The 6,670-nt window shown below is 31.7% G+C and carries 6 protein-coding genes; 2 read left to right on the top strand and 4 right to left on the bottom strand.

From position 1 onward, the window contains the following. Positions 1–370: 370 nt before the first annotated feature. The 3 genes from FLA105534_RS23000 to FLA105534_RS22990 all read right to left on the bottom strand — a co-directional run bounded on the left by FLA105534_RS23000 (position 371) and on the right by FLA105534_RS22990 (position 2,981). On the bottom strand, positions 371–1,138 hold the full coding sequence (locus FLA105534_RS23000; RefSeq protein WP_173968413.1) for a LytR/AlgR family response regulator transcription factor: 768 nt from the start codon (positions 1,136–1,138) through the stop codon (positions 371–373). Continuing rightward, positions 1,135–2,166, bottom strand: coding sequence for a sensor histidine kinase (locus FLA105534_RS22995; RefSeq protein WP_173968412.1), 1,032 nt, complete (start codon positions 2,164–2,166; stop codon positions 1,135–1,137). Before FLA105534_RS22995 ends, FLA105534_RS23000 begins: the two co-directional genes overlap by 4 nt. A 65-nt stretch (positions 2,167–2,231) precedes the next feature. Continuing rightward, entirely contained in the window at positions 2,232–2,981 is a 750-nt protein-coding gene (locus tag FLA105534_RS22990) for a hypothetical protein (protein ID WP_173968411.1), read from the bottom strand. Positions 2,982–3,669: 688 nt separating this feature from the next. Here FLA105534_RS22990 and FLA105534_RS22985 point away from each other — a divergent pair. Continuing rightward, complete coding sequence (locus tag FLA105534_RS22985; protein WP_173968410.1) at positions 3,670–3,960, top strand: helix-turn-helix domain-containing protein; 291 nt, start codon at positions 3,670–3,672, stop codon at positions 3,958–3,960. Positions 3,961–4,258: 298 nt separating this feature from the next. Here the strand turns inward: FLA105534_RS22985 and FLA105534_RS22980 are convergent, their stop codons facing one another. Further along, on the bottom strand, positions 4,259–4,447 hold the full coding sequence (locus tag FLA105534_RS22980) for a hypothetical protein (RefSeq protein ID WP_173968409.1): 189 nt from the start codon (positions 4,445–4,447) through the stop codon (positions 4,259–4,261). A gap of 450 nt (positions 4,448–4,897) precedes the next feature. On the opposite strand from FLA105534_RS22980, the gene FLA105534_RS22975 reads away from it, so the two are divergent. Then, entirely contained in the window at positions 4,898–6,490 is a 1,593-nt protein-coding gene (locus FLA105534_RS22975; protein WP_173968408.1) for a hypothetical protein, read from the top strand. Positions 6,491–6,670: the final 180 nt, after the last annotated feature.

Genomic DNA, 6,670 nt, shown 5'->3' with positions numbered 1-6,670 from the left:
GAAATATACCGTCTGAAGGATTATAGATTTTGGATAACAATAACCTTTGGAATTCATTTTGGATGAGTTTAAATTTCTAAAGAATAAGAGTTAACCATAAATGCGACAGAGTCTTTTAAGTATAAAGTTAATGCCATATCTATTTAATATTTCATCGTACAAATTCTGTTGAGTTTCCAGATTATTGTATTGACAACATTCTTAAACACAAATATCTATTTTATGTTTACTTTGCTTCTTTAAAAAATCATTGTTGTCCGATAAAAAAGAAGCCAACAATGAATCTGATCATAAAGTTAAAAAAAAAAGATGCTAAAAAATGTACTTTAATTTTCACACCCGTTTTTGTTTGCATATCCAACAATTGCTTTTATTTTTCGATCCATTCGCGAAAAGAAACAGTAGTACTTTGACTGGTTTTGAGCTGTTTTTCGTGACCTTTTATTTTTATTGCAAAAGTATTTTTGGAATAACGTTCTATTCTTTCCACATATTTTTTATGGATGAGCTCACTGCGGTTAATTCTGAAAAAAGACTGTGAATCAATTAAAACTTCAATTTCTTTTAACGTTGTTTCATTCAGTAAATGCCTTTTTCCAAAAGCGTCAAAAGCAAACAGCACACCTTCATTGGCTTCAAAAAACAAAATATCATTTGTTGTTATAAAATAAATCCCTTTAGGGCTGCTTATCGAAAAACGTTCTTTATACGTTTTCTTTTGTCCCTCGCTTTGCAGCAAATTATTCAGTTTGGCTATCAGATCACTCTCATTGGTATTTGATTTCCCTAAGAGCAGGTATTTGTCCCAGGCTCTTTGAAAACGTTCCATAGAGAATGGTTTCAAAAGATATTCGATGCCATAATTTTCAAAAGCTTCCATCCAGAATTGGTCATAAGCTGTGGTAAAAATAACCGGACATGTAATTTTTACCTGATGATAGATTTCAAAAGCATTCCCGTCCAACAAAGCAATATCAGATAGTATAAGATCGACTTTTACATTGTTTAAAAATGCAATTGATCCCTCAACAGTACCCATTTCTCCCACTACTTCGACCGGTTCATTCAGCTGTCCAAGAAACCTTTTCAGCTTTTTTCTTGCCGGGATTTCATCTTCTATGATCAGTACTTTTATCATTGTTGTAGCTTTGATATTATGGGAATGGAAACGGAAAATTCGCTAGGCGTTTTATGAATTTTGATTTGTTTTTTTGTCAATAGACAGTACTGTTCTTTTAAGTTATACAGCGCCCTTCCAGATAAGGGTTTTGTACTGCGTTTTGTGATGATATTGTTGCTTAGCGTAAGATTATTGTCTCTCTTTATTTTTATCCGGACAGGATTTGCCTCTGTTCCTAAATTGTGCTGAATTGCATTTTCTAAAAGTAATTGCAGTGTTAACGGTACAATGTTACCGCTAAAATCTAAGGTTTCTACTTCCAGTAAATAAGCATTTCCATATTTATATCTCATAAGACTGAAGTACTTTTTGGCAAAAGCAAATTCTTCTTCGATTGTAACGACTTTTTGATCGGAAACTTGTAGAACATAGCGATAAATTTCTGCAAATTCATTTAAAAAATCGGAAGCCAGGATCTGATCTTCTTCTATAAGTTGATCCAGAACATTAAGATTATTAAATAAAAAATGCGGATTTAACTGTGCTTTTAACCCATTTATTTTACTTTCTGCCAAAGCCTGATTGTAGCGTATAATTTGCTTCTGATTCTTTTCATTTTTTCTATAATAGTAGTAGACCAGAAAAAAACTTCCGTAGATAAAAGTATTCATTATTTCTGAAAACGTTGACAAAATCAGTGTTTTGCTATTGAAGTTACGCTCAAATGTATCAAATAAGAAAGCAAGTATGAGTCCGAAAACTTTCGATATTGCCAGAAACACCAATAAAGAAAAGCTGAATATTTTGATCACTTCTTTAAAACGGAACAAATCTGATTTTTGCCATCGTTTTATAAAAAAATATAGGATGAGAAACAAAACGGAGGATGATATAAGCGTAGCTACAGCAGCCTCCGGTGTAAAAATATACCAGTTTAATTCCTGCCTAATCATTAAACGGACCAGTATAGATTGTGCGTAAGAAAATAAAAAGACAAACAGTAAAAAATATCCGGATTGCTTAGCTTCTAGTATTATGTTTTTCATTTTCTAAAGACGATGTACTTTTACAAAAATAGTATTTCTTTTTTTCAGAATTATTGATCTGAAACTTATTTTGAGTTATTTTCCGGGAAAGAGGCAATGACCTTACCCTGATCATCATAGAAATCTAATTTGGCTTTGTTCTCTTTATCTACATAAAACATTGCTTTTGGATTTCCCTTATCATCAAAGAGAAAGAGTCCGTTATTCAGACTTTTAGACTTACCGAGCATGACGCGAGTAGTACCTCCTAATACCCCTTGTTTTTCATATTCACTAAGTTTTTTTTGCATGGCTTCCGGATCTCTTTTGTATAATTCCTCCAGCTCTTTTGCTATTTCGATTGATTTAAGCTGTGATTCTTTTACCGCACGGTCGTTAAATACAAGACTACTAGACACAACTCTTTTGTCTCCGCCATTGTAATCCTGTGTAAGTAATTGCATTACCTGATCGCCATCATATTGGTCATAAGTCAGAGACAAGCCTGAAGAATGTTCATTTCCCTTTTTCTGTCCGTCGTAAATAAAACCTCCACATTCAATACCTTCTTCATTAAAGAAAAGCATACCAGAGCGTTTTTTTCGATTTTCGTTGGTAGGTCTATTATTGATGATTTCTTTTCCATTGGGGAAACGATCTACATTGGTAATAACCATTTTTACAGTTCCGTCTTTTTCCACTATATTAATGCGCTCCACATCAATTTCTTTAAATTTTGTATTGCCTTTTTCTTTAAAGGCTGAACTTAGAAGTACTGTAACTCCAAGTGATGTTGCAACTGCAAATGTTCTTAAAAAAATTAGTTCTTTGTTCATTGTTTTTTTGTTTTCCATTATGATAAGATAGATTTTACAGGACAAAACTATTTTAAAAAAAACTTCTTTTCAAGAACAAAACAATGAACTAAGGAAATAAAGGAATGAATGACGCAATTCAGTAGATAAGCTTAAGTATTCTTTTTTTACAACGAATTTGTTTGGTCTGTTCTTTTGACCCCGTAGAAGCTTTAGTAAAGTTTATAGATGACCATTTTAGCCCAAATTTACATTTTTCAAGAAATACTCCGTTAATCAAATGAGGATCAATACTAAAATTTGACACGAATATCTACTGTGATTATGTATTTAAAAATTTAATCCTATAGTAAAGATGCGTTTACACAGAACCTTATTGAAAGCAGTTGAAAAATTATAAAAACTAACCCGCGCGTTCTGCTCTTGAGGTTGCAAATTTGATTATTCGGTTTGCGAAAGATTAGCATATCAAGGAATTTAATAACTATATTTTGTTCCAAGACTTGAAGATGTTAAATATAAGATTATCCAAAATTGGTCTTGTGTAAAGTATAGTGCCTGGTTATCAAAATTAATTTACTTATATTAGTATCGTAAAAAAACTTACTACAATAAATAAGTATAACATCCTTTTAAAATCAAATAACTTTTTTATATACTAATCTCAAAATCAGATATTGCAAGGATTTTGATTTAAATAGGAATACCTATGAGTTTCAAACGTACATCAGAACAAAGAAAAAAATTCTCTAAATTAATCAATGAAGGTAAGACTCAAAAAGAAGCTTCACAAATAATTGGAATAACCGAAAAAACAGCAGTAGCTTGGAAAAAAACACTACCCTCTGTTATTTATAGCACGCAAAGAAATGATATCCAAAAAAAGATTTCCGCTGCTTTAAATGATCCAAATTCAACTGCATCTGATATCTCTAAATTAACTGATGCCGCAATTAAATTAGAGAAGTGCATCCAATATGCGACAAATAATCCCCTTTAATCACTGTCTAAATGTTTTTCCTAGTAAATACCTTTTGGTTTCATAATTTCTGGATCGATAATTGCCACAACAATTTTTTATTTCCTATCTTTGATGTATTAATATTTAATACGCTTAAAGTTAAGTGACCCCATAGGTGCCCCTAGCTTTAGTAATATATCGTAACCCTTTGTATTTACTGGGATTGGCATAAAATTAGCGGTACCTCTTTCTCCACTAGTAAAATAATTGTAACTAGATTTTCATACTCGCAATAAAAAAATTATAATAAATTATTTATAAATTTTTAAGACCATATTTAGTAATAACCATCATTAAAATTTAATACATTGAGTTTTGTGGCAGAATCGTGGCACAATACATTTTGAAAAAGTACGACTTCAGCAAAATCAAGGTATAACAAGTTTAGGTTCGAAACTGTATTATTATTTTGATCATGGGTATTCAGTTTAAAATTGCCATTATTGTATGGCTCTTTAAAATCCATCTTTACCCCGACTTTTTCAGGTGGTCATTTTAAACCGGAATGACATGGTCACTTTAGACCGGAATTAATTGATCTCTTTTACCGGAATAGAGTGGTCACTTTTGCCAGAATTTGCAACACTACCGCATTTTACATAAAAAAATAGCCTCGTTACAATTTTTACTCCTCTCATGGGTATGAATCCTCGTCCCATACCATTTTTTTATTCTCTACTTTACTTCTGTTGTAATTTTAGAATAGAAAACAAAAAGAAAGCTATCGAAATTTCAACATTTGTTTCTAACTAATTTTCTCGATAATATAACCTGCATGTGTTTACATGATTTATAAAGATTTGTTTATCAAAACATTTGAAGGAGACAATAAATAAAACAGTGGAGCAGAACCCACTTAAATAAACGGACTATTCCTTTATAGTTAAATAAAAGGAGGCGAAATCTGAAAAGCCTTATGAGTAAGAAAAAAAATAAAAAAGTTATGAGTAATTTAGCAGAAAAATCTGTTCCTAAAGAGAACAAAGCTTTATTGAATGGAGAAGAAGATGTTCAAAATAAGTACTACGAAGTCTTACAAGAACAAACACAAAATGCTGTAAAGGGAGTCCTTAATGATCTTGTTTATCCCATACAATTTCCAGCACAAGGAGGTTTTGTGTACAATTGGCAAAATTTAAATAATATTTTCAATCGAGGCACTTATGACATCATAACAGGAAACGTTTCTCCGGGAAACATAAGTCCCGCTGCTGCTCTTGGTACAGCGGGTTCATTTCCTAATAATTATATTCAAGTTTTAAGTGGTGTTGAATATTCATTGAATAATGCTGACACTATAAAAATGAACAAAATACAAGGAGATGCTCAAGCACAACAAGCTACGATTGTGCAAGATTATCAAACTGCTTATGGAACAATTACAAATGAGCAAATTACTGCAGCCAAAGAAGTTGTTGGTTCTTGGGGTGTTGCTACTAAATATGATTACATCATTAGTTTTGTGCTTGGAACTCAATGGAGTGGTACACAGTCTGGTAAGAAGCCACCGTTAACTTATAACGAAATGTCAGCTGCTAGAAATCTTAAAGATTTATTACCAAATAGACCAGGTTCATCTGATCTAACAATTAATAACGTATCTCTTTATTTAAACATGACGGCCACTGTAAATACACTTCAAACTCAAATGCAGGCTGGGTCTTGGACAATTGCACAGGCTAGAAGAAACACTTCTAATCCAACTGAAAATAATGGAGGAATAAAAACCTTTAATCCAGTTGATGGCAGTATTGATAACGATTTTAGAACTGGATGGAATCTAAATAAGTCAATCGCAGATATTCAAAATGATTTGAATAATGAATCGAGAGTTATCGAATTCAAAATGCAAACTTCAAAAGCTTCTGGATCAAATCTGAATGTAAGTATCAACGGAAGCACAGGCTTTTCTGTTGGTTCCTGGCTTAAATTCTCATTAGGGACACAATTTAGCTATGATATGTCTACTTTTAAGGGTACTAGTCAAGATGCTGAAATTACAGTTCAATATAAAGGTTATTCAATCCTTCCTATAAGTCCATTAGCTTGGCAACAGGATATTAACACAGGTTGGTATAATGGTTCTATAATTCGTCAGGCATATGAAAATCAAGGAAAAGATGTAAGTGGATTTAAATTCTCTTCTTCAACTCCTCCTCCTTTTGATTTTAAATCATTTAAAGATGGTGGTAATTTTGGCTGGACGAATAATTTTATTGTTAGTAATTATCCAACAATAATTATTAAATACAAAAATGCCGACTTTAATAGTTTTAAAGATTCATGGAGTACTAAAACATCTGGTAACTTGAAACTATTTGGATTTATATCTTTAGGAAGCTTCAGCGCTGGAGCCTCTGGCAGTAGTTATCAACAAGGTTCTAATAATTCAGAATTCACACTAACTTTTAGTCCTTCTCAAGAAATTATATCTGTACCTACATTTCAAAAACAAGCATTTGTAATTGCTGGTGCCATAACAAATCCAGGAGTTGCAGCGAAAAGTTAGCAAGATTTTTAAAATATTATATTAAAAAAGGAAAGAGTAAATTCTTTCCTTTTTAATTTATTACATCTTTATAGTTAATTAAATCATTTATGAAATGTATAAGTATAAAATTTATTTTTGGTTTGCCCTTATAATACTATTTAATATATTTTGTTCAGACAAAATCTTGTCTCAAGATAC

Origin of the sequence: Flavobacterium collinsii, assembly GCF_902804485.1 — a bacterium.
In the GTDB taxonomy this organism is placed as follows: domain Bacteria; phylum Bacteroidota; class Bacteroidia; order Flavobacteriales; family Flavobacteriaceae; genus Flavobacterium; species Flavobacterium collinsii.
This window is presented reverse-complemented; position numbering and strand designations above follow the sequence as displayed.